At 40.2% G+C, this 24,179-nt stretch carries 26 protein-coding genes; 23 read left to right on the top strand and 3 right to left on the bottom strand.

The features are described from left to right. Nucleotides 1-120: 120 nt before the first annotated feature. The 11 genes from FXF70_RS07835 to FXF70_RS07785 all read left to right on the top strand — a co-directional run bounded on the left by FXF70_RS07835 (nt 121) and on the right by FXF70_RS07785 (nt 11,754). Nucleotides 121-687 carry a biotin transporter BioY gene (locus tag FXF70_RS07835; RefSeq protein WP_007501449.1) on the top strand — a complete coding sequence of 189 codons (567 nt, stop codon included), beginning with the start codon at nt 121-123 and terminating at the stop codon, nt 685-687. Continuing rightward, nucleotides 687-2,144, top strand: a complete 1,458-nt coding sequence (locus FXF70_RS07830) for an acyl-CoA synthetase (protein ID WP_046344994.1) — start codon at nt 687-689, stop codon at nt 2,142-2,144. Before FXF70_RS07835 ends, FXF70_RS07830 begins: the two co-directional genes overlap by 1 nt. Next, on the top strand, nt 2,132-3,220 hold the full coding sequence (locus FXF70_RS07825; protein ID WP_148780083.1) for an acetyl-CoA C-acyltransferase: 1,089 nt from the start codon (nt 2,132-2,134) through the stop codon (nt 3,218-3,220). Before FXF70_RS07830 ends, FXF70_RS07825 begins: the two co-directional genes overlap by 13 nt. 73 nt (nt 3,221-3,293) lie before the next feature. Further along, on the top strand, nt 3,294-4,376 hold the full coding sequence (gene mltG / locus FXF70_RS07820; protein WP_025207696.1) for an endolytic transglycosylase MltG: 1,083 nt from the start codon (nt 3,294-3,296) through the stop codon (nt 4,374-4,376). Between the two features lie 212 nt (nt 4,377-4,588). After that, nucleotides 4,589-5,254, top strand: a complete 666-nt coding sequence (locus FXF70_RS07815) for an O-methyltransferase (protein WP_035390950.1) — start codon at nt 4,589-4,591, stop codon at nt 5,252-5,254. After that, nucleotides 5,251-6,180 carry a peptidase U32 family protein gene (locus FXF70_RS07810; RefSeq protein ID WP_008342670.1) on the top strand — a complete coding sequence of 310 codons (930 nt, stop codon included), beginning with the start codon at nt 5,251-5,253 and terminating at the stop codon, nt 6,178-6,180. Before FXF70_RS07815 ends, FXF70_RS07810 begins: the two co-directional genes overlap by 4 nt. Nucleotides 6,181-6,200: 20 nt before the next feature. Further along, a complete protein-coding gene (locus tag FXF70_RS07805; RefSeq protein WP_007501437.1) occupies nt 6,201-7,469 on the top strand; it encodes a peptidase U32 family protein in 1,269 nt (422 codons plus the stop codon). 7 nt (nt 7,470-7,476) lie between these two features. Then, complete coding sequence (gene udk, locus FXF70_RS07800; RefSeq protein WP_007501435.1) at nt 7,477-8,109, top strand: uridine kinase; 633 nt, start codon at nt 7,477-7,479, stop codon at nt 8,107-8,109. A gap of 648 nt (nt 8,110-8,757) precedes the next feature. Further along, nucleotides 8,758-9,231, top strand: a complete 474-nt coding sequence (gene greA / locus FXF70_RS07795; RefSeq protein WP_007501433.1) for a transcription elongation factor GreA — start codon at nt 8,758-8,760, stop codon at nt 9,229-9,231. 50 nt (nt 9,232-9,281) lie between these two features. After that, on the top strand, nt 9,282-11,024 hold the full coding sequence (locus FXF70_RS07790) for a peptidoglycan D,D-transpeptidase FtsI family protein (RefSeq protein ID WP_148780082.1): 1,743 nt from the start codon (nt 9,282-9,284) through the stop codon (nt 11,022-11,024). Nucleotides 11,025-11,091: 67 nt separating this feature from the next. Further along, nucleotides 11,092-11,754: a YrrS family protein gene (locus FXF70_RS07785; RefSeq protein ID WP_113747145.1), complete on the top strand. Its 663-nt coding sequence runs from the start codon at nt 11,092-11,094 to the stop codon at nt 11,752-11,754. Nucleotides 11,755-11,894: 140 nt separating this feature from the next. Here the strand turns inward: FXF70_RS07785 and FXF70_RS07780 are convergent, their stop codons facing one another. Next, nucleotides 11,895-12,101: a YrzA family protein gene (locus tag FXF70_RS07780; protein WP_024718362.1), complete on the bottom strand. Its 207-nt coding sequence runs from the start codon at nt 12,099-12,101 to the stop codon at nt 11,895-11,897. A 187-nt stretch (nt 12,102-12,288) separates the two neighbouring features. Here FXF70_RS07780 and FXF70_RS07775 point away from each other — a divergent pair, with 187 nt between their 5' ends. The 7 genes from FXF70_RS07775 to FXF70_RS19030 all read left to right on the top strand — a co-directional run bounded on the left by FXF70_RS07775 (nt 12,289) and on the right by FXF70_RS19030 (nt 16,965). Continuing rightward, nucleotides 12,289-12,930, top strand: a complete 642-nt coding sequence (locus FXF70_RS07775; protein ID WP_135226663.1) for a class I SAM-dependent DNA methyltransferase — start codon at nt 12,289-12,291, stop codon at nt 12,928-12,930. 15 nt (nt 12,931-12,945) lie between these two features. Beyond that, entirely contained in the window at nt 12,946-13,641 is a 696-nt protein-coding gene (gene mtnN, locus FXF70_RS07770; protein WP_007501428.1) for a 5'-methylthioadenosine/S-adenosylhomocysteine nucleosidase, read from the top strand. 46 nt (nt 13,642-13,687) lie between these two features. Then, nucleotides 13,688-14,611, top strand: a complete 924-nt coding sequence (locus FXF70_RS07765; RefSeq protein WP_007501427.1) for a PLP-dependent cysteine synthase family protein — start codon at nt 13,688-13,690, stop codon at nt 14,609-14,611. A gap of 1 nt (nt 14,612) precedes the next feature. Next, the gene (locus FXF70_RS07760; RefSeq protein WP_008342652.1) at nt 14,613-15,761 is read left to right on the top strand and encodes a bifunctional cystathionine gamma-lyase/homocysteine desulfhydrase; all 1,149 of its coding nucleotides are present in this window, start codon (nt 14,613-14,615) and stop codon (nt 15,759-15,761) included. 72 nt (nt 15,762-15,833) lie between these two features. After that, nucleotides 15,834-16,064 carry a YrhC family protein gene (locus FXF70_RS07755; protein ID WP_017358091.1) on the top strand — a complete coding sequence of 77 codons (231 nt, stop codon included), beginning with the start codon at nt 15,834-15,836 and terminating at the stop codon, nt 16,062-16,064. Nucleotides 16,065-16,509: 445 nt separating this feature from the next. After that, entirely contained in the window at nt 16,510-16,644 is a 135-nt protein-coding gene (locus tag FXF70_RS07750; RefSeq protein WP_008342648.1) for a YrzI family small protein, read from the top strand. A gap of 159 nt (nt 16,645-16,803) precedes the next feature. Continuing rightward, nucleotides 16,804-16,965 (top strand): hypothetical protein, encoded by a 162-nt coding sequence (locus tag FXF70_RS19030; RefSeq protein WP_154666048.1) that lies wholly within the window; start codon nt 16,804-16,806, stop codon nt 16,963-16,965. Nucleotides 16,966-17,008: 43 nt separating this feature from the next. Here the strand turns inward: FXF70_RS19030 and FXF70_RS19440 are convergent, their stop codons facing one another. Then, nucleotides 17,009-17,134 carry a YjcZ family sporulation protein gene (locus FXF70_RS19440; protein WP_008342643.1) on the bottom strand — a complete coding sequence of 42 codons (126 nt, stop codon included), beginning with the start codon at nt 17,132-17,134 and terminating at the stop codon, nt 17,009-17,011. 267 nt (nt 17,135-17,401) lie between these two features. Here FXF70_RS19440 and FXF70_RS07740 point away from each other — a divergent pair, with 267 nt between their 5' ends. From FXF70_RS07740 to FXF70_RS07720, 5 genes are all read left to right on the top strand, one after another. Further along, complete coding sequence (locus tag FXF70_RS07740; protein ID WP_148780081.1) at nt 17,402-18,004, top strand: class I SAM-dependent methyltransferase; 603 nt, start codon at nt 17,402-17,404, stop codon at nt 18,002-18,004. Nucleotides 18,005-18,431: 427 nt separating this feature from the next. Then, nucleotides 18,432-19,646, top strand: coding sequence for a formaldehyde dehydrogenase, glutathione-independent (fdhA, locus tag FXF70_RS07735; protein WP_017358089.1), 1,215 nt, complete (start codon nt 18,432-18,434; stop codon nt 19,644-19,646). 208 nt (nt 19,647-19,854) lie between these two features. Beyond that, nucleotides 19,855-20,799 (top strand): ABC transporter ATP-binding protein, encoded by a 945-nt coding sequence (locus FXF70_RS07730; RefSeq protein WP_148780080.1) that lies wholly within the window; start codon nt 19,855-19,857, stop codon nt 20,797-20,799. Between the two features lie 19 nt (nt 20,800-20,818). Then, a complete protein-coding gene (locus FXF70_RS07725; RefSeq protein WP_148780079.1) occupies nt 20,819-21,985 on the top strand; it encodes an ABC transporter permease in 1,167 nt (388 codons plus the stop codon). Continuing rightward, nucleotides 21,978-23,099, top strand: coding sequence for an ABC transporter permease (locus tag FXF70_RS07720; RefSeq protein ID WP_148780078.1), 1,122 nt, complete (start codon nt 21,978-21,980; stop codon nt 23,097-23,099). The genes FXF70_RS07725 and FXF70_RS07720 overlap by 8 nt, the downstream gene beginning before the upstream one ends. A gap of 160 nt (nt 23,100-23,259) precedes the next feature. Here FXF70_RS07720 and FXF70_RS07715 read toward each other — a convergent pair whose 3' ends face one another. Beyond that, nucleotides 23,260-24,153, bottom strand: a complete 894-nt coding sequence (locus FXF70_RS07715) for a LysR family transcriptional regulator (protein ID WP_017367678.1) — start codon at nt 24,151-24,153, stop codon at nt 23,260-23,262. Nucleotides 24,154-24,179 lie beyond the last annotated feature (26 nt).

Genomic DNA, 24,179 nt, shown 5'->3' with positions numbered 1-24,179 from the left:
TCTTTCTTCACAGGTCTTTTTTTACATTCTATATGTAAACTATTATTGAAATTTAGTTGACATATATCACTCGACCTTTTACGCTATTTTTAATAATGAATCGAGTGAGGGGTATGAAAATTGAAAATTCACGATATGATGCAAATGGCATTAATGACAGCAGTTATTGGGATGTTAGGATTGATTCCGCCTATTTTTCTTGCGTTTACACCTGTACCAATCACCTTACAAACCGCAGGTCTTTTGCTTGCTGGAGGGCTGTTAAAACCAAAGCAAGCGCTGATTAGTTTACTTCTGTTTCTTCTAATAGTGGCAGCAGGCGCACCTCTTTTATCTGGAGGAAGAGGCGGAATAGGGGTCTTTTTTGGGCCAAGCGGTGGTTTTTTACTTGCTTATCCAGTGGCTGCCTTTATGATCAGCCTGTGGCTTAACCGGCTGAAGAAAGTGACGGCCTTACGACTATTTTTGATCTATGCGGTATGCAGTATCGGGATATTATATATAGGCGGAATTCCCTTTCAAGCCATGATGATGCATATAAAGATCACGCAAGCAGCTCTGTTCAGCGTCATTTATTTACCGGGTGATCTGATCAAAGCAGGGATATGTGCTGTCTTCACGGTGAAAATCATTCAAGCGATGTCATATCGAAAAAGGGACTTACATAGAGGGAGGCGAGCAGTTTGATGAGAATAACGGAAAGCTATGCGGCTCATGCAAAAGTGAAGCCAGATCAGATGGCGATCATAGATGAAAAAGAGCAGATCACTTATGAAGAATGGCATGAGCGTGTGCAGTCAACTGCACAATGGTTAAAAGAAACGCCTCATCAGCAAAAAAGAGTCGCTTTTTTAGTATCAAATGGTGTTCCGTTTCTTCAACTATTTGCTGGCGCAGCTTCTGCAGGATGGACAGCGGTGCCTCTTGATCCGCGGTGGAGTGACAAGGAATGCGCGGAAAAGCTCTTATTAAGCGACGCGGACCTTGTCATTGTGGAAGATCGATATATCAAAAGGATTGAAAAGTACAAGCTGGACATGCCAGTGCTCTCTTTATCTGAATGGAAAGAAAGAATCAGCCTCAGCATAAACGTTCAATCGAACAAAGGTGAACCGGAGGAAGATCCTGCTTTTTATATGGGATTTACTTCAGGATCAACGGGATCGCCAAAAGCCTTTATAAGACGCCAGCAGTCATGGATCGAGAGCTTTCAAATGACAACATCCGTCTTTGGGATCACACATCAAGATCATGTACTGATTTTGGGCACACTTTTATCCTCTCATTTTTTATACGGCGCGATCAGCACACTTTATTTCGGGGGCACCGTGACATTGTTAGAAAAATTTGTGCCAGAGAAAGCAAAAAACATCTTAGAAAGAGGAGACATCACGGCTATTTATACGGTTCCGACCATGACAGAATCGTTACTGCAAATGGATGCTTTCGGAAAGAATCCGCTTCTTGTCCTGTCTTCTGGTGCAGATTGGGGAAACTCTTCAAAAAAACAGCTCGTCAACCGCTATCCTCACATCACATTTTTTGATTTTTATGGAACATCAGAATTGAGTTTTGTTTCCTATTTATCTTCTGATGACTTTCTGCAAAAACCTACTTCTGTCGGAAAACCTTTTCCTTCTATTCAGGTTGAAGTCAGGAGGGCAGATCAAACCGTTTGCAAGTCAAATGAAATAGGGAGAATTTATGTGAAAAGCCCAATGTCTTTTTCAGGCTATTTACAAGATGAAAAGCCGCCCGAAGAGTGGCTGACCGTATATGACATGGGGTGGCTCGACGAAGATGGTTACTTGTATATGAGCGGCCGCGAGAATGGCATGATTGTCTATGGGGGACTGAATATTTTTCCAGAGGAAATTGAGCGTGTGCTGAATGAACAGCCAGAGGTGAATCGGTCAATCGTGATTGGACTTCCTGATCCATATTGGGGCGAAATCCCTGTTGCCATTATTGAGAATGTACAGCAAACAAAAACCATTCGGCAAGCTGTAAAAGAAACATTAGCGGCATACAAAGTACCAAAAAAATGGCTCGTCACGGACAAAATGATCGAAACATCAGGAGGGAAAATCGCTCGTGCCAGTATGAAAAAGTGGGCGGAGGAACAATTATCATGCAAGCCGTGATCGTACAAGCGAAGCGGACGCCCTTCGGTGAGAAAAATGGAATGTTGAAGGATTACCAGCCAGAGCATCTAGCCGCGCCCTTGATCCAGCATTTTTCAAACGTGACCAAGCCAGATGACATCATTTTAGGCAATGTCGTCGGGGGTGGTGGCAACATTGCCCGTCTGTCCTCGTTAGAAGCAGGGCTTTCATTACATATTCCGGGTATGACCATTGATAGGCAGTGTGCTTCCGGTCTTGAAGCCATTAGAACGGCGTGCATCATGATTCAGTCGGGGGAGGGATCAATGTATATCGCTGGTGGAACGGAAAGCATTTCTCGGTCACCAATGAAAGAAAGGGCCCGCTTTTCTCCAGAGTGGATAGGGGACCCTCATATGGGGGAAGCGGCAGAGCTGACGGCGTCGAGATTTTCAGTTGCGAGACAAGAGCAAGATGACTATGCACTTTTAAGCTGGGAACGAAGTATAACCGCATTCAAGCAAGGAACGTATTCAGAAGAAATTGTTCCGATTAGCGGGATGAGTACAGATGAAGCGGCAGCTAAAATAAGACCGATTGCAAGCTTGATAAAGCGGGCAAAACCTGTCTTTTTACCAGGCAAAGGTACTGTGACTGTGACCAATAGCTGTAAAGAAGCAGATGGTGCAGCTGCCGTCGTTGTGATGGAAAGAGCGGAAGCGGAGGCAAAAGGCTTCAGCCCTATGCTGCGGTATATCGGGAGTGCCGTGACCGCTATGGACCCGCATTATCCTGCTGCTTCACCAATTGATGCAATCAAGAAACTTTTACATAAAGAACAGGTGAAGATAGAAGATGTTGCACTTTTTGAAATCAATGAAGCGTTTGCGCTCAAAGTAGTACTCATTGCCCGGACACTAGGTATTCCTTATGACCGTATCAATAAAAGAGGCGGTGCGCTTTGTCTTGGGCATCCATATAGCGCCTCGGGAGCTGCTATGATGGTGAGACTGTTTTACGAAGCCCGCGCCTTACCGAATGGAAGCTATGTCATGGCTGCAATTGGCAGTGGAGGCGGTGTCGGTTTAGCCACACTATGGCAAGTTCTGTCATGACATGCATGAGCAAGTAATTGCCGAACTCCGTCGAATCATGTACTATAAAAGCTAGATGTGAGGAGGGCCATGCATGTTTTCAGAACAAAAGAAACGACCATTTTTTAAACGAAAAATGGGGATCGTCCTGTTATCTGTACTTGCTGTGATCATCATTGCAGCATTATCAGGTTTTTTATATGTAAAATCAGCACTCGGGCCGGTCGATCAAAAAAGCAAACAAACCATTAATATTCATATTCCAAATGGGACATCTGTCAGCGGAATTGCGAGCATTTTAAAAGAAAATGAGCTGATTTCAAATGACACGATTTTCACTTACTATGCAAAGTACAAAAAAGCATCAGGCTTTAAAGCGGGCTATTTTCATCTCAAACAAACAATGGATGCGGATCAGCTAATTCAAAAGCTGACATCTGGCGGGACAGATTACGCATTTCAGCTTGTGATACCTGAAGGGAAACAGTTGTCTGATATTGCAGCTATTATCGCAAACCAGACGAATTTTTCAGCGAAAGAAGTTGAAGCGAAGCTGGATGATCCAGCCTTTATTAAAAAATTGATGAAAAAGTACCCGAAAACGGTGACATCACAAGTGAACGGGAAACAAGTCAAGCATCCGTTAGAGGGATATTTATTCCCGGCGACGTATCCGTTTTATCGTGAGGATGAATCACTTGAAACCATCATTGACACAATGATTAAACAAACAGATCAATATGTAAAAACGTATGAAAAGGACATGAAAAAGAGAAAGATGTCCATCCATGATGTCCTAACGATGGCATCCCTGATAGAAATGGAAGCAACTGAAAAAACAGACCGGTCAAAAATATCAAGTGTGTTTTATAACCGGTTGAAAAAGGATATGCCGCTTCAAACAGATCCAACCGTTCTTTATGCGCTTGGCGAGCATAAATCCCGTGTTTATTACAAAGATTTAAAAGTAAAATCACCATATAATACGTATACAAACAAAGGGCTGCCGCCTGGACCTATTGCCAATGCTGGAGAATCTTCTTGGAAAGCAGCACTCCATCCAGAGAAAACAGATTTTGTTTACTTCCTAGCAAAGAAAAATGGCGAAGTCGTCTTTACGAAAACGTTAAATGAGCACAACAAAGCAAAAGCGAAATACATCACAGGCAGCAACTAGCGCTCATGTGAAAGGAAAAAGACTGTAGACAATGGTGAAATTGCCTGCAGTTTTTTTCGTTGTTATATCCATTTTATAGGTTCGCAATTACCACATCTTTGTGGTAAAATATATCGGGTTGTTTTTACTTAGATGAACGAAAGATTGACGAGAAAGAGAGCTGCAATAGGCAGAACTCTTCTTTTTCAGGTCATGAAGGAGCTAGACATATAATGACAATCGAAGATGATCAAATAAATGATTATATTGAAGATTTAATTGAGCCGAGTCCTGATGCCATCGCTCAATTAGAGGAGTATGCGAAAGAGCATCATGTGCCAATCATGGAAAAGGTGAGCATTGAACTGTTATTGCAGCTGCTTTCTTTGAAAAAACCGAAGAAGATTCTTGAGGTTGGGACAGCGATTGGCTATTCAGCGATTCGAATGGCAGAAGCTCTGCCAGATGCTGAAATCTATACGATTGAGCGAAATGCAAAACGTTATGAGGAAGCGACACGGAATATTGAAGAATTACATTTCAAAGATAGAATTCACGTGTTTTTTGGCGATGCGATGGAATCAGCTAAAACGGTTCAGACGATGGCGCCCTATGATGTGATCTTCATTGATGCGGCAAAAGGTCAGTATCAACGCTTTTTTGAGCTGTTTGAACCGATGCTGTCCGATGACGGAATGATTATTACAGACAACGTATTATTTAAAGGCTTAGTTGCGACAAATTATGAAGAAGAAATTGAAGATAAACGAAAAAAACAATTAATAGGCAAAATTGATCGATACAATCAATGGCTGATGTCAAATCCTGACTACCAAACGTGTATCATTCCGGTTGGAGATGGGATCGCCATTAGTACAAAAAGAGGTGACCAATCATGAAAAAACCAGAATTGCTTGTGACGCCAAGCAAGGTGTCGGATGTACTGCCGCTCATTGAAGCGGGTGCTGACGCATTTTTAATAGGTGAACAAACATATGGAATCCGTCTTGCAGGTGAATTTTCAAGAGAAGATGTGAAACAAACGGTTCAACTCGCGCATGCACATCACAAAAAAGTATATGTCGCCATGAATGCGATTTTTCATAATGACCGTGTGGCACTGCTTGGAGATTATTTAACCTTTCTCGATGGGTTAAACGTGGATGGTGTCGTTTTTGGAGATCCGGCAGTGATCATGGCCGCAAAAGAAACAGGTGTCAACTTGAATCTGCACTGGAGTACAGAAACAACTGGGACAAACTATTACACTTGTAACTACTGGGGCAGAAAAGGCGCAACACGTGCTGTTCTTGCCAAAGAACTCAATATGGATAGCGTGATTGATATCAAAGAAAACGCCGAAGTGGAGATTGAAATTCAAGTCCACGGCATGACCTGTATGTTCCAATCCAAACGGACACTTGTTGGCAACTATTTTGAATATCAAGGCAAACAAATGGACGTGGAAGGCAGAAATATGGAAGAAGGTCTATTCCTTCACGACCAGGAGCGTCAAAACAAATATCCTATTTTTGAGGATGAAAATGGCACACACATTATGAGTCCAAATGATGTATGTATGATTGATGAATTAGAAGAATTTGTCGACGCAGGCATTGACTCATTTAAAATTGACGGAATTTTAAAGTCACTTTCTTATATGACAGAGGTGACATCCCTCTATCGAAAAGCCATTGATTTACTAGTGACTGATAAGGAAGCCTATGAAGATCAGAAAGATGAATGGGTGGAGCGTATTGAAGAGATCCAGCCTGTCAACCGCTCAATCGATACAGGATTTTTCTTTAAAGAAACGGTTTATTAAGATAAAAGGAGGCAGAGGAAATGGCACTTTTAAAAGATGGAATTTCTGAAGTGATCGATGGAAAACGTGTCATTACAAAAAAACCAGAACTGCTTGCGCCAGCAGGAAACTTAGAAAAACTAAAAATTGCAGTGCATTATGGAGCAGACGCTGTTTTTATTGGTGGGAAAGAATTTGGACTTCGTTCAAATGCAGATAACTTTTCAATCGAAGAAATGGCAGAAGGTGTCGCATTTGCGAACAAATACGGTGCTCGCATTTATGTGACAACGAATATTTTCGCCCACAACGAAAACATGGACGGGCTGGAAGAATATCTTCAAGGGATTGAAGGAGCGGGTGTAGCGGGAATTATTGTCGCTGATCCACTCATCATCGAAACATGCAAACGAGTAGCTCCAAAGCTTGAAGTTCACTTAAGCACACAGCAGTCTCTTTCAAATTGGAAAGCGGTGCAGTTTTGGAAGGAAGAGGGGCTTGAGCGTGTGGTCCTTGCACGTGAAACAAGCGCTCTAGAGATTAAAGAAATGAAAGAAAAAGTGGATATTGAAATCGAAACGTTCATTCACGGGGCGATGTGTATTGCTTATTCTGGCCGCTGCGTGCTCAGTAACCATATGACAGCGAGAGATTCAAACCGCGGAGGCTGCTGCCAATCTTGCCGCTGGGATTATGACCTTTATAAACTAGAAGGCTCTGAGGAAGCGCCTTTATTCGGTGAAGAAGATGCACCATTTGCGATGAGTCCAAAAGATTTAAAACTCATCGAATCCATACCGCAAATGATCGAAATGGGAATTGACAGCTTAAAGATTGAAGGACGAATGAAGTCCATTCATTATGTAGCAACAGTTGTCAGTGTCTATCGTAAAGTCATTGATGCTTACTGTGCGGATCCAGACAATTTCGTCATTCAACAAGAATGGCTCGATGAATTAGACAAATGTGCCAACCGTGACACGGCTCCTGCCTTTTTTGAAGGTGTACCAGGAACGGATGAACAAATGTTTGGCATTCACGGAAAGAAAACGACCTTTGATTTCGTCGGACTTGTGCTTCATTATGATGAACAAGAACAAATTGTCACATTACAGCAGCGTAATTTCTTTAAAGCTGGCGACGAAGTTGAATTTTTCGGTCCAGAAATCGAAAATTTCACATGTAAGATTGAGACGATTTGGGACGAAAAAGGGAACGAAATCGATGCCGCTCGTCATCCACTGCAAATTGTGAAATTTAAGCTTGATCAAAAAGTATACCCTAGCAACATGATGAGAAAGGGGAAATAACCGGCACATGGGGAAAAAACCAGTGGTGATTGGAATCGCTGGCGGCTCGGGTTCAGGTAAAACGAGCGTCACCAATTCCATTTACGAAAAATTTAAAGGACATTCAATCCTCATGCTTCAGCAAGATTTATATTATAAAAATCAAAGTCATATGCCATTTGAAGAGCGCCTGCTGACCAATTATGATCATCCGCTTGCATTTGACAATGACCTGATGATTGAGCATGTAGAAGCGCTGCTAAAGTACGAGTCCATTGAAAAACCGATTTATGATTTTAAACTAAACACACGTTCAGAAGAGACGGTACATGTTGAACCCAAAGATGTCATCATCGTTGAAGGAATCTTTGCTCTTGAAAACGAACGTCTAAGAAACTTAATGGATATTAAACTGTATGTGGATACTGATGCAGATCTTCGGATCATTCGCCGTATTTTACGTGATACGAAAGAAAGAGGCAGATCGATTGATTCCGTGATTGAACAATATGTATCTGTCGTCAGACCGATGCACAATCAATTCATTGAACCGTCAAAACGATACGCGGATATCATCATCCCAGAAGGCGGTCAAAATCATGTGGCCATTGATCTCATGGTGACAAAAATTCAAACGATTCTTCAAAACCGCGGAGAGTAAATGGTGGAGAAGAACAAAGACCTTTACGACGTAAAGGTCTTTTCAACATCATGCTCTTGTAGTCAATACTTTAGTAATGGCTAGTCCGAAATCATCGATGAGCATTGTAAGAAACAGCCCTCTGAATAAAAGATTTGATATGATAGGAAAACAATGCTGCGAAATGAAGACAGGAAAATCACGATGGGATGCTGAAAGTTTCAGTTATTCCTGCTTTGTAAAAGTATATTAAAAAAACGACAAACAAATCATCACAAATTTTCAAACAATTCTTGATCAAAATGCAATTTTGTAATAATATAGCATAGACATATCGTACACTGACCATATTATGTATTGAAAGATGGAGAATGGGTAAGCTATTCTTCTACATATGATCGAAATGGCCGAACGAGGTACAGGAGCTTCCTGTGCCTTTCCACAGTTTGTGCGATGAAGATAATACATCATCATGAGACCGCTGCTGTTCCTGCCTAATAAAAAGGCATAATAGTTGCATCTAAAAGGGACGCCATGTAAGATGGACTTTTACGAATATGGGACAGAAGGAATGAGGGCCGGAATATGTCCTCATTCTTGTATATTTCAGTCGTCACTCACATGCAGAAAGCTTGTATGATGAGGATTAATAGAAGGAGTGAATGATTCATGGCACAAGAGAAAGTATTTCCAATGACAGAAGAAGGAAAGCGCAAATTAGAAGAAGAGCTTGAATATTTGAAAACGGTTAAACGTAAAGAGGTTGTAGAGCGTATTAAAATCGCTAGAAGTTTTGGAGACCTCTCTGAAAACTCGGAATATGATTCTGCTAAAGAAGAGCAAGCGTTTGTAGAAGGTCGTATTACAACGCTTGATAATATGATTCGTAATGCCAAAATTATTGAAGATGAAGGTAACTCAAATATTGTTTCACTCGGTAAAACAGTGACATTCGTTGAATTACCGGACGGTGAAGAAGAGTCTTATACGATTGTAGGAAGTGCAGAAGCTGATCCGTTTGAAGGCAAAATTTCAAACGATTCACCAATTGCAAAAAGCCTTTTAGGCAAACAAGTAGACGACAAAGTCACAGTTCAAACACCTGGCGGAGAAATGTTCGTCCAAATTGTAAAAATTTCATAATTACGTTTATACGATAAACACCTCGTCCACAATAGGGACGAGGTGTTTTTATGCTGAAAACAAGAAGAATCCAATGGACAGGTGTCATTATTTTTATCTTATTGCTCGGCCTCCTATTTAGACTAGCGGAAATTCAGTTGTTTTTCACAGAATCTTTTTCAAAGCTTGATATTAATTTGATCCAAGAAAGTGTCAGGCAGCGGACAGAAGAAGTAGTCATTTCAGACGGACGAGGTGAATTTTTAGATCGAAACGGCGAGGCACTTCTCACAAAAGAAGAGCCTGCGGTCATCATATTTCCTTTCCTGCAATATGACCTCCCTCACTTAAAACAAACCGCTTCTATACTTGAGATGAAAGAAGATGAACTGAAAAGCCAGCTGACAGAAACGAAGAAACCACTCATTTTAAAAGATGATATCACGAAAAAAAAGCTGAAAGACATCAATGATATGAAATATTCAGGTGTTTACGGCGTATATATGAAAGAGAAGGACAAAAAAAGACTTGCCCTCCACACATTAGGTTTCACAAGCGAGAATCCAGAACTCTTGAGAAAGCGTTATCCGGACAAAAAAGAGCTTTCGATTCGCACTGAGATCGGTACATTTGGTTTGGAAAGTACATTTGACGAATTTCTATTACCAGAGCAAGACACAAAATTGTTATATCATGTGGACGGAAGGGGAAACCCTTTGTTTGGGATGGACGTCAAATATACAGCAGAAGCTCATTCGTTTTATCCGCTGCAAGTGCAGACAACTATGGACGAAGACATGCAGAGGGAAATGGAGAATGTTCTCAAAGCGCAAGGTGTTGAAAAAGGCGGAGCGGTTCTGCTCGACATTCAAAATAGCAGTGTGCTGGCGATGGCAAGTGTTCCAAATGTGACCAGCAAAAACCGGCATGAGGCAAGAAATTACATGCTGACCGCAATGGCTCCCGGTTCTGTATTTAAAACGGTCGTACTTGCCGCAGCGATTGAAAAAAACTTGAACCAGCCACAAACGATGTATGATTGTCGAAAGAATTTATATGGAGAGCCAGAAGGAAAGCAGGAAGTACTGAATCTGTCTGAAAGCTTTGCGCAAAGCTGTAATTATACATTTGCGACACTCGCTGAGCAGCTCATCCAAACAGATGATCAAATCATTGAAAAGACAGCTTCAAAGCTTGGGCTTGTGGATCGAGCAGGCTGGGAAGGGGATGTATACCATAAGCAACAATTCAAACAGTTTGATCGTGAAGAAACAGGCAGTGTGTGGGGAGATAAAAGAGACAAGCATGTCAAAAAAGCCATTGCGCAAACGGCGATTGGTCAAAAAAATGTCAAAACAACTCCCTTGCAAATCGCCAATATGATGGCAACGATTGCAAGGGGCGGAGAACGAAAAGAAGTGAGAATTGCAGATAAAGTGCTGTATCAAAACGGAACAACGATGCTATCCTTTCAAAACAAACGACCTGATGGTGACAGTATTGACCGCTATACAGCTCAAACCTTGCAAAAGTACTTAAGGCAGGTGGTGACCTCTGACAAAGGAACAGGAAGAAGATTTCAAGACCTGCCGTTCCATATAGCAGGGAAATCAGGCACTGCCCAAACCGGCAGCAAAGATAAACAGGGGAATCCACTTTATCACAAGTGGTTTGCCGGATACTTTCCGGCAGAAAAACCAAAATACGCTCTCGTCGTTGTTCATCTTGATGAGGCAAGTGGCCGGGCTAAGACAAATGAAGCGTTTTATGATATTGTAAAAAAGGTCAATGAAATTGAAAAGAAACAGACATAGAACATCCCTTCATGTCATGTTAGAATAGTAACGACTTAGGGAACAGAGGCAAAGGAGTGCAGAGATTTTGAGTAGAAATTCTCGATTTGAACATCGTGATAAGCGCAGAAAGGCGAATATGGTGCTTAACATATTAATTGGTATCGTTGTGGTGCTTATTTTGGTTGTCGCATCGAGTTTGTTAATTTTTAATAGACCACCGAAAGATGTAGCCAACGAACCATCCAAAACAGCACCTGCATCGAGTGAAAATAAACAAAACTCAGAAGAAGATGTGAAAGATCAAAAGAAAGATACATCCGATGATGCGGATGCAAAAAAAGACGATTCATCTGACAAAAAAGACGATACAAAGAAAACAGATGAAGAAGAAGAGCCAAACAAAGATGCGTTAAAAGACGCCACAGAAACAGATGGCGGTAAAACAAGTGACGTAGACAAAACATATGAAAACGATAACTGGGAGCCTGTAGGAACAGAGCAATCGGGATCACATACAGCAACCTATGATGCTAACTCAAAAGACTGGAAAGAAATGATCAAAGCCATGTCCTATGCGACAGGAATCTCAGAAGATCAAATGACTGTTATTTGGTTAGGAAATAACGGAGGACCTCAAGATGCAAAAGGAACCATCCGTGATAAATCAACAGGTGAACGCTACCGTGTAGAAATTACGTGGGTGGATGAAAAAGGCTGGAAACCTGTGAAGGTTGAAAAATTAAAATAAAATAAAAAAGATGCATGCAAAAAGGCTAAAATGAACTTCATTTTAGCCTTTTTCTTCTTTTCAGCGTGATAGAAAACCTTTGCAGTCTAGGAAGGACTAGCACCGGCGCACAGACCTGACTGCCTACACGCTGATCTTTTTTATGAGACATTCGCTTTAAAATGAACAACTGCTGTATACAAAATCTTATCATCAATGACAGTCGTTTGATGACTCACAGAATGAACAGTCAGCAAGATCGCCTGATTATGTTCAATTTGTTTTTGGATCTTTTGTTCAAGTTCTTTTAAAGACGTTGCTTCAAAAAATTCAATTTTGTCCTTTAAAAAATCCAGTTGAAAATCCATTTCATTCATCCCTCCATGCTCTAGATTCATCATAATCTCTCCCATTCAAAAGGGCAAATATTTTTCTACCCCGCCCAGTATTTTTTAGTAGGAAAGAATCAGAAGATGTGGTAGGATAGGAACTGTTCGACGGAATAAAACATACTATACGGATAGGAATAAATAGATAAAGTGGAGGGAAAGAAAAATGGGACGTGAGTTTCTTTCTTTATTTGATCATTGGGCTGAATCTTATGATGACACTGTAAGTGGTCATGACGAGCAGTATAAAGAAGTGTTTCGCCGGTATCCGGCCATTCTAAAAGAGATTACTCGCCGTGCAGGTCAACATGTCATTGAGTTTGGAAGCGGCACAGGAAACCTAACGGCGGCACTGCTTCAAGCAGATAAGAAAGTGTTTGGCGTTGAACCTTCAGAGGCCATGAAGAAAGCGGCTCTTCAAAAAGGAATACCAAATGTATTTCATGACGGGGATTTTTTATCGTTTCCATCTCCACCTTTTGAGCCTGATACGATCGTCAGTTCATATGCTTTCCATCATTTAACGGACGACGAAAAAAAACAAGCCATCCACACCTATGGCAACATCCTTCCCTCAGGTGGTAAAATAGTCTTTGCTGATACAATGTTTCAAAATCAAGCAGCACATCAAGCTGAAACGAACAAAGCGAAAGCCGCTGGATTCGATCAGCTTGCAGAGGATTTAGAAACGGAATACTATCCATCCATAGGTGTGTTAAAGCAAATCTTTGAAGAAGAAGGTTTTAGCACATCTTTTCATCAAATGAATGATTTTGTGTGGATCGTAGAAGCGAAGAAAAGGGAATGAAAGGATGTTTTTGATTTGAAAATCGCAGTGATAGGTGCAATGGAAGAAGAAGTGACGATTTTAAGAGACCAACTAAAGAATGCCACACAAGAAAACATCGCTGGGTGTGAATTTACAACAGGTGTTTATGAAGATAAAGAAGTGATTTTATTAAAATCAGGGATTGGAAAAGTAAATGCAGCGGTCAGCACAACACTTCTGCTTGACCGCTTTCAGCCAGATTATGTGATCAATACAGGATCAGCTGGCGGTTTCCATCACTCATTAAATGTAGGTGATATTGTCATCTCTACTGATGTGAGACATCATGATGTGGACGTGACGATCTTTGATTACGAATATGGACAAGTGCCAGGATTACCAGCTGCTTTCATCGCAGATGATCAGCTTGTGAAGCTGGCAGAGGAATCTGCTTCAGAAATCGATCATATTCAAGTGGCAAAAGGGACGATTGCAACAGGAGATTCATTTATGGATGATCCTGGTCGTGTCGCGTTTGTGAGAGAGAAATTCCCAGAGCTGTATGCAGTGGAAATGGAGGCAGCAGCAGTTGCGCAAGTTTGCCATCTATTTGAAACGCCATTTGTGGTCGTTCGAGCGTTGTCAGATATTGCTGGGAAAGAATCCAATATCTCTTTTGATCAATTTCTAGAGCAAGCAGCGATTCACTCAACAGACCTTGTCCTGCGTATGATAAAGCAAACACAATAAAAGAAGGGGTTTCCCCCTTCTTTTCCATACAAAGGAAGGGATTTATATGGCTGTCATACATGATATTACGGAATTAATTGGCCACACACCGCTTTTAAAACTGTCAGGGATGGGTGTGCCGGCAGGTGTTGATGTTTATGCAAAACTTGAAATGATGAACCCAGGCGGAAGTATTAAGGATCGCTTAGGTGATATGCTGATTAAAGAAGCGCTAGCATCGGGCAAACTGCGCCCAGGCGGAACCATTATTGAAGCAACTGCAGGAAACACAGGCATCGGGCTTGCGCTAAGTGCAAGAAAACATCAATTGCATCCGATCTTCTGTGTACCAGAACATTTTAGTCAAGAGAAACAACAGCTCATGAAGGCGCTTGGTGCAGAAATTATTCATACACCAAGAAAAGATGGGATGAAGGGTGCGATTGATCGAGCCCTTGAACTAGAGGCAAGCCTTGACAATGCGTATTGTGTCTTACAATTTAAAAACCAAGTAAATCCATTGACTTACTATAAAACGCTCGGGCCAGAAATATGGTCTGACCTCCAGGGGAACATAGACGTGTTTGTAGCAGGAGCGGGCTCTGGTGGAACGTTTCAAGGCTGTGCTGCCTATTTAAAAGAGCAAAAAGAAGCGCTAAAAACAGTGATCGTGGAACCAGAAGGATCTATTTTAAATGGCGGAAAGCCGGGACCGCATAGAACGGAAGGAATTGGCCTTGAATTTATTCCAGATTATATGGAATCGACTTTATTTGACGAAATTTATACCGTCAGTGACGATGATGCTTTCCGAATGGTGAAAGAAGCAGCTGAAAAGGAAGGTGTTCTGATCGGAAGCTCGTCTGGAGCCGCTCTATTTGCCGCTTTAGAGGAAGCGAAAAAGGCATCACCTGGGACGGTGATCGTCACTATTTTTCCTGATAGCAGTGAGCGTTATCTAAGTAAAGGTATTTATGAGGGAGGAAAATAAAATGAAGCCAAAAACAATGATGATTCATAGTGGAATCACTGGTGATGAAAAAACAGGAGCCGTGTCTGTTCCTATTTATCAAGTCAGCACCTATAAGCAGCCTAAAGCAGGCGAGCACACTGGATATGAATATTCCAGAACTGCGAATCCAACAAGAACAGCACTGGAAACAGTCATTCGTGATCTTGAAGGCGGGGCAAACGGCTATGCATTCGGTTCAGGGATGGCTGCAATTACAGCCGTGATGATGCTGTTTAACAGCGGAGATCATATCGTACTGACTGATGACGTGTACGGTGGAACCTATCGTGTGATGACAAAGGTGCTCAACCGGATTGGCATTAAAGCCACATTTGTAGACACAAGTGATCCTGAAGCGGTGAAAAAAGCAATTTTACCAGAAACAAAAGCCGTCTATATTGAATCACCAACCAATCCATTGCTGAAAATGACCGATCTACAAGCCATAAGCCGGATCACAAAAGAAGCTGGCATCTTGATGATTGTCGATAATACGTTTTTTACCCCATATTTTCAAAAGCCGATTTCATATGGGGCTGACATTGTCTTGCACAGTGCCACAAAATATTTAGGCGGCCATAGTGATGTGGTGGGCGGACTTGTCGTGACAGCTACTGAAGAGCTTGGTGAAGAACTGCACTTTGTTCAAAATTCTACAGGCGGTATTCTTGGACCGCAAGATGCGTGGCTTCTAATGCGAGGGATGAAAACGCTCGGACTAAGAATGGAAGCACATCAACAAAACGCGCAGAAAATCGCTGAGTTTTTAGAACAGCATCCTGCGATTACACGTGTCTATTACCCAGGTTTAAGCGCTCACCCAGGTCATGAGCTTGCAAAAACTCAAGCAACAGGCTTTGGCGGTATGATTTCTTTTGATATTGGAAAAGAAGAAAATGTCGACGTGTTTTTAAGCCAATTAAAATTGTTTACAATCGCAGAAAGCCTAGGGGCGGTTGAAAGTTTAATCTCTGTTCCTGCTCGCATGACCCATGCATCCATTCCAAAAGAGCGCAGAGAAGAACTTGGCATCACAGATGGTTTAATCCGTATTTCTGTCGGTATTGAGGATATTGATGACTTATTACATGATATTGAACAAGGGCTCGACGCAGTAACGAATGGATAGATTTACATGCCCCTCGCTTTCTCTCACTATGGTAAGCTATCAATAGACATTGATAACGGGAAGGTGAAACAAGTGAAGAAAAAGTGGGATGGTTTAGTGACAGATTACAAGCAATACGCTTTTATTTTGCTTGCTGTCAGCACCTTTTTATATATTGGTACGATTTTACCGAATCAGCACATAGAAGCATCACCAAAAATGCTGATGCTGGCAGTTGATTGTGTTTTCCTATTGGCTGCTTTCCTTTGCGTGAAACGTGCGATCTTTTTTCAAAAAAAGCTACAAGAACTAGATGAAGATTAAGTCGAAAAGTCTCCTCATATGATGAGGAGACTTTTTTAAATTGCACTGGATAATCGGACAAGAATCACTGTGGAAATTTAGTCAAACACACAAAAATCATCTAATTTACTAAAAACAGGTTTACAAAATGGTGCTTGCTGGATATACTTACAAAGTAATTAAAAACGTAAAGGAGGCTGAAGAATATGTTATTCGTATCTACTTGTGATCAATTCAACAACCAATTTCATCATGTCATCAGCCTGTGGAAGAGCTCGTGTCCTTCCTTTACCTTTTACGGTTCACGCTACAAAACTGTTTAAGTAAACGAGGATTTCACGTATCATCCATCGCAGGTTAGAAGACACTGTCTTTTGATCTGCATTTTTGTGTGCCCGCAGGTCAACTGATAAAGAAGATCTGCGGGCTATTTCGCGTGCTGCGAACTGAAGGGAGGTGAGCGTATATGACAATCCATTTATTTTTTATTACTTTGACGATCCAACGTAAATACAAAGACATTGAAACGGTTCTTTATGAACAACAAGTCGAAACATTTTATGAAGAAATGAAGCAGAAACAACTAAAGTACATGAACTAAAAAGGACAATAAAAACATGAAAAGGAGGAGATTGACATGTTTATGATGCTTGCAATGCTTGATTGTTATACAAGGGAGAAGGACCAGGTTTAGACACGCTCCACATTGATCACCTGCACATATGATAACCGTAAAAGGAGATTGTGAGGTGATCAATGAATGTCGATGTCACCATATATGAGGTTTCCATCAGTGGGGCACGGATATGCGTCTATTCCGCATTCTTTAAAGCACGGATACGGCAATCCATACAGAATGCAAAGAGAGCAAGAAGAAATGCTCAGACGCTATATGTACAATTATCCAACCTATTGGTATTAAAGAAAAGGAGCAGGAAACGTTATCGTTTCCTGCTCCTTTTACATTAGCAAATCCAGCTTGCACCGATGATGATTAACAAAATGAACAGTACAACAAGCAATGCGAATCCGCCTGCAAAACCGCCACCGTAGCCACCGCAGTAGCCTCCAGAATAACCGCCAAAGCCCATAATCTAGCACCACCTTTATCTAATCAAGATACATTCATAAAATATGCAGCTCATGCGGAAAACGAAATCATTCTGAGCACAATTAATGAAAATGCCTATTTGTTTAAATATTTTTCATGACGTGCGAAACATTTTCAGAAAAGGTGCCGTCTAATAAAAGACAAAGAAATTAGGACTAGGTCTTAACTTTTGTTAGGCGAGAGCCGATATGAAAAGTAAGAAAATTCGTAAATAGTTTTATTTACTGGTGCAAAGCAGGTGTTGACATTGATTCAAAGCTGGATTGGAAAACAAATGAGGGAACCAAAGGGCTTGTTCTCAAAATGGGTTGCCCGCTATATGGAAAAAAATCATCATAATATCAATCAATGGACGATTCAACTCTTAAATATACAAGAAAACGACCGGATTTTAGAAATTGGTACTGGAAGAGGTATGACATTATCTAAAGTAGCGGAAAAACTTGATCGAGGGAAAGTATATGGAATCGATGCTTCGCGTCATATGGTAAAATACGCGAAAAGAAAACATAAGAGGCTTGTCGAGCAGGAAAAAGCCGTTATCACACTTGGAAAAGCTGAGCAATTACCTTTTGAAGACAGATCATTCAATAAATTGTTCACAGTGCAGACCATCTATTACTTGCCAGATATCGAACAAGTTATGAAAGAGGTATATCGTGTTCTTCAAGTGGATGGAGAAGTATTCTTATCTTTTCAAAAGCAGGAACTAATGAAGGAACAAAAACGCTCACATTCTCTTTCAACGTACAGTGAAGAAGACATTAGCTGTCTTTTTTCAGCGTATCACTTTAGAGACGTCTCTGTTTACCATTATGATACATACATCTGTATCAAAGCCTTAAAATGATGATGAAAATATTTCCCAGGTAATGAACAAGCAATTAAAAAAGGCTCTTCGTCAGAAGGGCCTTTTTTGCATGTGGGAATTGATCATTCATCAATAAAAAAGACACTTCACAAGAAGAGTCTTTTGCATTCATTTCATATGTAGGGGCCAGCCAGGTGTGTAAGGAATGATAGTATATATAAGGAATTTGTTTGTCGATTAAGGATACCTGTCTGGCTTATTCCTTATATCGACAATGTTCTGCAAATGTTTAGCTTTTTTTTCAATATTTTCTTTTTTATTTGACTGGAAAGTACATTTTTCTCTCCTAGATAGACATTTGTCACTTACTTTTTGAGTCAATGTGCGGTTAAAAGAAGGAAAAAGCCCGAGAAAGAGAGAATTTTGGAGAGACTTCATTTTTAAACAAAAAGGGAGGAATGAAAACATGTCGGGAAACAAAGGTGTCGTTTACAAAGGAGCAGGAAATGTAGCAGTTGAGGATATTGGATACCCTGATTTGGTTTTAAGAGATGGCCCTGGTGTACCTAAAGCCAATGTTGGACGTAAGTGTGAGCATGGCGTCATTTTAAAAGTGGTGACAACAAACATTTGCGGGAGCGACCAGCACATGGTAAGAGGGCGTACAACTGCGCCTGAAGGACTTGTCCTTGGTCATGAAATTACTGGTGAAGTCGTTGAAGTTGGACGAGATGTAGAGTTTATCCAAAAGGGTGATCTCGTATCAGTTCCATTTAATATTGCCTGTGGTCGCTGCGTCATGTGTAAAGAACAAAAAACCCATGTGTGTTTAAATGTGAACCCCGATCGACCTGGCTCAGCTTATGGATATGTAGATATGGGCGGATGGGTTGGCGGCCAATCGGAGTACGTCATGGTGCCATATGCTGATTTCCAGCTACTCAAATTTCCGGACAAAGATCAGGCGATGGAAAAAATACTTGATTTGACGATGCTTTCTGATATATTCCCGACAGGTTTTCATGGTGCTTATACGGCTGGCGTAAAGCCGGGCTCTACCGTCTATATTGCTGGTGCAGGGCCAGTAGGTCTAGCAGCAGCGCATTCCGCTCAGCTCCTTGGCGCTTCTGCTGTCATCGTCGGCGATCTCAATGAACAAAGGCTCGAGCAGGCGAGAAGCTTTGGCTGCGAAACGATTAACTTACGAAAACATGATCGAATCGGTGAACAAATGACAAATATCCTTGGAGAGCCAGAAGTCGACTGTGCGGTCGATTGTGTCGGCTTTGAAGCTTCAGGTCATGGAGATCAAGGAGAAGCACCAGCCACCGTTTTAAATACAATTATGGATATTACCAAAGTTGGCGGTAAACTTGGAATTCCAGGACTTTACGTCACAGAAGATCCAGGTGCTGTGGATGAAGATGCAAAAGTTGGATCTCTGAAAGTGCGAATTGGACTTGGCTGGGCCAAAGCCCATACCTTTGTGACAGGCCAAACCCCTGTCATGCAATATCATCGCAGCTTGATGAAATCTATTTTAAGCGGAAGAGCACAAATCGCCAAAGCCGTTAATGCCACCGTGATTTCCCTTGATCAAGCCCCTAAAGGATATAGCGATTTTGATTCGGGTGTGGCGAAGAAATTTGTGATTGACCCGCATGGCATGATTTCTAAATAATGATCCATCGAAAAAACTTACAGGATTTTTCCTGTAAGTTTTTTTGTTTATAAATATAAAAAGACCTATACTGTTCTTCTACATTTCATAACGTGGTAAAATGAGTAAATTGGAAAAAATAATCTTTAGTTGAAAGACATACCATAAAACAGTTGGAAATGATTGGATAGGATTATGATAGATAGGAAGAATAGAGGAGAGATTACAATTGCTAAAAGTACAGAACATCATCAAAAATTATGAGGGTAAACAAGTATTAAAAGGGGTTAGCTTCCACTTGAAACCTGGTGAATCATTTGGGCTTTTGGGTCCTAATGGTGCAGGGAAATCAACCTTAATCGGCATCATGACAGGACTTCTACCTGCAACGAGCGGGACTGTTACGATTGGAGGCATTGATCTACATAAAGAAACAAAGCATGCACAGCAATTGATTGGCATTGTTCCGCAAGAGATCGCTTTATATTTAGATTTGTCAGCAAAAGAAAATTTAACGTTTTGGGGGAAAATGTACGGACTTAAAGGAGAAGAATTAAAAAGCAGAGTACAAGAAATCCTTGAATTAATTGGTCTGGACAATAGAGCGAATGATAAAGTGAAAGTATTCTCAGGAGGGATGAAAAGAAGAGTGAATATCGGATGTGCGATTTTGCATCGGCCAAAACTATTAATAATGGATGAGCCTACAGTGGGTATAGACCCGCAATCCAGAAATCATATATTAGAAACAGTTAAAACGTTAAATAGTGAAGGAATGACGATTATTTATACGAGTCATTACATGGAGGAAGTCGAATATCTATGTGAAAAAATAGCTATTATGGATCAAGGTTCTTTCATTAAGGTAGGTGATTTAAGTGAATTGGCTGAGCTTGTTGGAGAAAAAAGAGAAATCATTTTTACGATTAAATGTGAACAAGGACAAAAGGATATGGAGCGAGTGTGCCAATACATAAATGAATACCACCCACTGAATGACTTTGTGGTACAGGAAAATCAAATCACATTATTTGATGACGACCCTCAGCATTTACTAAGTCAACTTATTCAAGGTGTAACCACATTAAATGTTCAATTAATTTCAGCAGAAGTGGTAGAACCAAATTTAGAAAATGTATTCTTGTATTTAACAGGTAAGAAATTACGAGATTAGACCGAATAGAGGTGAGCATATGAGCATTTGGGTTGTACTGAAAGATCTATTATTGTTTTTTAGGGATAAGAAAAGCTTTTTTACACTTTTTTTTATGCCTATCATATTAATTGCTATATTAGGTGCAGCATTTGGAGATAACATGAAGAAAGATAGCGAAATTAGGATCAATTCATTTCGAGTAGGAATAACAGATCAGGATAAGTCCGCTACAAGTAAAATGTTTCTTTCAACTTTGTCTAAGAGTGAACTCAGTGACATATTTGAGGTGAAGGTCACCTCGAAAAATCAATTAGAGAAAGATTTAAATAGTAGAGACATTACAATGGGTATAATCATCAAGCCGAATTTTGAAAAAAGCCTATTAAATCACGATCATGTGCAATTGAATATTTTGAAAGGACCTAATTCAAACTTACAGGAAATGGTTCTAGAGAATGTGGTTGTGCAATTCTTTCAAAATTATCATATGAATCGTATTCTGGTGCCGTTGAATCAAGGTAAAGAAGTGGAGATCGTGTCTGATCAACTGAAAAAAGAACTAGTGAACGAAAGGAATATTCATATCAACAGCCAGCCGATTACATCCTTCCAATACTACGCAGGCGGGATGGGTGTGCTTTTTTTATTAATGACTGTTGTTTTCTTGGTTGGCAGTATGATAGAGGAAAAAGAAGAAGAAGTTTATAAAAGACTACTAGTATCAAAATTAAGCAATACTAGTTATATCATTGGAAAGTTATTGGGCATTATTTTAATGAGTATGATTCAACTTGCGGTCATTATTTTATTTACTAGCTTTGTCTTTAAGGTGAACTGGGGAGAGCCTTTTACTGTTGTTATGATCGGATGTAGTTTTATATTAAATGCTGCGGGTTTTGGGGTGCTGATTGGTTCTTTTATCAATAGAGAAAAAACGTTTAACAGTGTGGGGATTTTAGGAACTCAAGTGTTAGCTGCTTTAGGTGGGAGTATGGTGCCCTTATACTTATTCCCACAATGGGTGATGAATATCAGCTATTTTTTACCTAATTCTCTTGCACTTCAAATGTTTTTGAAAAGTATGGCAGGTGCTGATTTTAGTGAAATTCAAAGCGGATTATTACTTAGCTGTGGGATGGGAATGGCTTTCTTCATCATTGCTTTATTAAGAATGTCTTTTGAAAGGAAGCATCGTTATGCATAAAATATTAGCCATTATCACGTTAAAGTTAAAAGAAACATTAAAGTCCCCATTGACCCTCATTTTTTTATTTGTGATGCCAATTGTATTTAGTTTTATCTTTGGTAGTACCGCATCTGATACAAAGAAACCGACAGTTGCTTTTATTCTAGAGCCCAGTCAAGGTAAACTAGATCAAGAAATTTTTCAAATTCTCGAAAAAAACACCAAATTTCTCTGGGTAAAGGCAACTGAAAGCGACGCAAAAGATTTAGTATCTGAAGAAAAGGTAGTTGCGTCTGTGAAAGTCGTAAACCAATTAAAGTCCCATCTAAAAGAAAATAAAGAGATTTTTGATGTGACAGTTTATAAAAAAACTGAAGAATATGCAGTCTTATCTCCCTATTTAAAAGAGACAGCTGCCATCATTTATCAAATCAATCAGGGTGTGAAAGAGCAGAAAAGTGTTTCTCTCACCAATGCATTGAACAAGTTAAATGAATCTGGCACGATTTCATTGGCCGAAAAAAATCAAAATGGTCAAGCAAGCCAACAACCCAATTTGATACCGCTTGGCTTTACCATTATGTTTATGATGTTTGCGATTTCAAGCTCTTTGTCATCTATACATTTGGAGTATAAAAATTATACATGGCAAAGATTGCTTTCGAGTCCAATCCATAAAATATATGTACTTCTAGGCTATTTAATGGCATATTTCCTTCTTGGATGGATACAATTGGGTGTTCTTTTGACCATCTTATCTATTTTCTTTAATGTCTACTTAGGCAACCTGTTTCTTATTTTATTGTTCGGATCGTTTGTTATAGGCCTTGTCGTAAGTTTAGGATTTATGATAGCTACTTTATCTCAAACAAAAAAACAAGCTGAAGTATTTAGTGCAATTGTCATTGTAGGATCATGCATGCTAGGTGGTATTTATTGGCCTTTAGATATCGTTCCAGACATTATGAAGAAGATCTCTTTGGCTATACCGCAAACGTGGATGATGTCTGGTTTTGGTGAGATCATGAGCGGCAATGTTAATCTTTCTATCTTATTATTAGATGCGACGGTTTTAATTGCTTTTACGGTGGTCTTTATGATCATTGGTTTGAAGAGTATCAGATCCTATTAATCCTTTGTATTTACATTGTATCTTCTAAAAAGCCCTCTATAGCTATGTAGAGGGCTTTTTGTATACATGTGATTTACTTAAAATGATTGGATAACTCGTTAATATTTTCTGAGGTACAATGGTGAAAGAAATTGAAGGCTGCCCAAGTAAATATTTCACATTACCCATTGAGAAGGATATAATCCTCTGTTAAATCAACAAACGCCTTCAAAGCAGGAGACATCCATTTATTTTTATGCCAGAATAGTTGGATTTTCGTTGTGAGACAGGGTCCCATCCAATTGATTTTAATCATATGGCCTTCTGTTATTTCTCTTTTTATAGAAATTTCGGGAAGTACAGCAATTCCTAAACCAGCCATTACACATTTTTTTATGGCTTCTACATCTGCTAGTTCTAGTTTACTTCTCGGTTTTGCTCCTGCCTGTGTCAAAGAGTGTTCGAAGGCGTAACGATAATCGCAGTCTTCGGTTAACAACAATCTTTGCTCGTCTAAATCGATAGGATATACTTTTTGTTTTTTGCTCAATGGATTTGTTGGACAGCATACAATCGCCATCGGTTCATCTTTTAATTCTTTTACAATTAAATGTGAGGATACGACAGGATTCATCGATAATAGGGCGACATCAATTTGTCCTTCCAGTAATAGATTTAAAACATCCTTTTCAGCTATTCCGGGACGAAAAATCAGTTCTACTTTAGGATACGTTGTTTGAAAGTCCGTTAAAATATGAGGAAGTCGATAGGTACATTGTGTTTCAGATGCACATATTCTCAAAATGCCGCTTGGCTCACTCATCCCACCAACAGCCTCTAATGCTTCTCCTGTTAAACCTAAAATCTTATCCGTATAATCTTGAAACTTCATGCCAGCTTCTGTTAAAATGACCCTTTTTCCAAGCCTTTCAAATAGAGGGGTTCCTAGCTCTTCTTCTAATGCAGCGATATTTGCCGTGATACTAGATTGAGCATAGCCAAGTATTTGTGCTGTTTTTGTAAAGTTTAATACTTTTGATGCTGTTTGGAACATCATCAGTTGCTTTATTTCCAACGTCAATCCCTCCTAAATCGGATGAG

It is taken from the genome of Bacillus sp. Y3 (assembly GCF_008123875.1).
Classification (GTDB): domain Bacteria; phylum Bacillota; class Bacilli; order Bacillales; family Bacillaceae; genus Bacillus; species Bacillus altitudinis.
Note: the sequence above shows the minus strand (reverse complement) of the source record. Positions and strands in the feature narration are given on the sequence as shown.

Coding starts and splice junctions, on each gene's coding strand:
- FXF70_RS19030 (WP_154666048.1), top strand. CDS start 16,804: ATGTCGATGTCACCATATATGAGGTTTCCATCAGTGGGGCACGGATAT.
- FXF70_RS07830 (WP_046344994.1), top strand. CDS start 687: ATGAGAATAACGGAAAGCTATGCGGCTCATGCAAAAGTGAAGCCAGAT.
- mltG (WP_025207696.1), top strand. CDS start 3,294: ATGTTTTCAGAACAAAAGAAACGACCATTTTTTAAACGAAAAATGGGG.
- FXF70_RS07750 (WP_008342648.1), top strand. CDS start 16,510: ATGACAATCCATTTATTTTTTATTACTTTGACGATCCAACGTAAATAC.
- FXF70_RS19440 (WP_008342643.1), bottom strand. CDS start 17,134: ATGGGCTTTGGCGGTTATTCTGGAGGCTACTGCGGTGGCTACGGTGGC.
- FXF70_RS07760 (WP_008342652.1), top strand. CDS start 14,613: ATGAAGCCAAAAACAATGATGATTCATAGTGGAATCACTGGTGATGAA.
- FXF70_RS07780 (WP_024718362.1), bottom strand. CDS start 12,101: ATGGATTTTCAACTGGATTTTTTAAAGGACAAAATTGAATTTTTTGAA.
- FXF70_RS07805 (WP_007501437.1), top strand. CDS start 6,201: ATGGCACTTTTAAAAGATGGAATTTCTGAAGTGATCGATGGAAAACGT.
- greA (WP_007501433.1), top strand. CDS start 8,758: ATGGCACAAGAGAAAGTATTTCCAATGACAGAAGAAGGAAAGCGCAAA.
- udk (WP_007501435.1), top strand. CDS start 7,477: ATGGGGAAAAAACCAGTGGTGATTGGAATCGCTGGCGGCTCGGGTTCA.
- FXF70_RS07765 (WP_007501427.1), top strand. CDS start 13,688: ATGGCTGTCATACATGATATTACGGAATTAATTGGCCACACACCGCTT.
- FXF70_RS07720 (WP_148780078.1), top strand. CDS start 21,978: ATGCATAAAATATTAGCCATTATCACGTTAAAGTTAAAAGAAACATTA.
- FXF70_RS07790 (WP_148780082.1), top strand. CDS start 9,282: ATGCTGAAAACAAGAAGAATCCAATGGACAGGTGTCATTATTTTTATC.
- FXF70_RS07810 (WP_008342670.1), top strand. CDS start 5,251: ATGAAAAAACCAGAATTGCTTGTGACGCCAAGCAAGGTGTCGGATGTA.
- fdhA (WP_017358089.1), top strand. CDS start 18,432: ATGTCGGGAAACAAAGGTGTCGTTTACAAAGGAGCAGGAAATGTAGCA.
- FXF70_RS07725 (WP_148780079.1), top strand. CDS start 20,819: ATGAGCATTTGGGTTGTACTGAAAGATCTATTATTGTTTTTTAGGGAT.
- FXF70_RS07815 (WP_035390950.1), top strand. CDS start 4,589: ATGACAATCGAAGATGATCAAATAAATGATTATATTGAAGATTTAATT.
- FXF70_RS07825 (WP_148780083.1), top strand. CDS start 2,132: ATGCAAGCCGTGATCGTACAAGCGAAGCGGACGCCCTTCGGTGAGAAA.
- FXF70_RS07775 (WP_135226663.1), top strand. CDS start 12,289: ATGGGACGTGAGTTTCTTTCTTTATTTGATCATTGGGCTGAATCTTAT.